General features: G+C 46.9%; 1 protein-coding gene. It reads right to left on the bottom strand.

From position 1 onward, the window contains the following. The coding region (locus ACH97_RS16470; protein WP_048350796.1) for a hypothetical protein at positions 1–1,024 on the bottom strand (1,024 nt) is incomplete at its 3' end. Between the last annotated feature and the right edge of the window lie 81 nt (positions 1,025–1,105).

Here is a 1,105-nt window from a genome sequence, read left to right as displayed (position 1 = left end):
GCGATACTCCGATGAATGAACTGTGCGATTCAACTGCGCGACCCCATGATGCCATTTTCGAGGAAGGACCGACTTCGCAGTTTTGAACCGTGATGTTCTTACACGGAGTGCCGTCGAAGCTTCCGTATGTGCCTAGCGTAGGCGGGTTGCCGTTTTTATCAAGGTCGATCTGGAAAGCTCCGCGATACTCGGCCCCGTCGAATCCGAACGCTTTAACGTTATCAATCAAGCCCGTATTAATACCGTTAAATTCAACGGCATGACCGCCACATACGTCATATACCGTAAGATCACGGACGGTAATGTTCTTTGCGTGCGCGATCAGGATCGCCTGGCCGCTTTTGAAAACGTCCCCATTCGACCGCCATGTTCCGCCTTCGATAACGATGTTTGAGTAGCCGTTATATTTCGTTAATCTCGGATTTCCTTTTTCTTTTTCGAAGTTTACGATAAAGTCTTCCGTGTGCTGCCGATCAAACACCGCGTTACTGTTTAAAGTAAGACGCGTATTCGACTTAATGAGTAACGTCTTTTTCAGCACATAGGGCGTAGAGCTAGCCGGAACATACACTTGAGCGCCGCCTAAATCGTACGCATCGTCTAAAGCACGCTGGATATAAAGACTGGCGTCTGCTTCGCCTGGGATCAGATAATTTAAAACGTTTAATGACCGACTTTGAAGATCCTTTTTAACCTGATTGTCCTCGTAGTCCAGCCGATCTTTAAGCGTAGGGTGTACAACCGCGTCCGTATCTACGCGAGCATCGACGACCTCTTTCACGTCTGTTCCATCGTGATTTAAAACTAAATTCGTAAATCTCGCCCATAGGTTATCGAGTCTATCAGAAACAGTAAAACCGCCGTGTTCGATTTGCTTCGACGTGTGGGCGGTTTTGGCAACTTTATGCTCATCGATATACGATCGATTGGCTTTTATGTCCGAATCTATGTCGTCCAAGTTCTGGTTATAGTTGTTTCGGAATATACGGTCCCATACGTTCCCGGCTTTCCGGTATTTACTCATACGATACCTCCTTTATTATTCTCCTACCTTCGCTTCAAGCGCTGCTAAACGATCCAATATCGACTGCATATCGACATCCCC

Source organism: Bacillus paralicheniformis (genome assembly GCF_001042485.2).
GTDB classification, from domain to species: Bacteria; Bacillota; Bacilli; order Bacillales; family Bacillaceae; genus Bacillus; species Bacillus paralicheniformis.
Note: the sequence above shows the minus strand (reverse complement) of the source record. Positions and strands in the feature narration are given on the sequence as shown.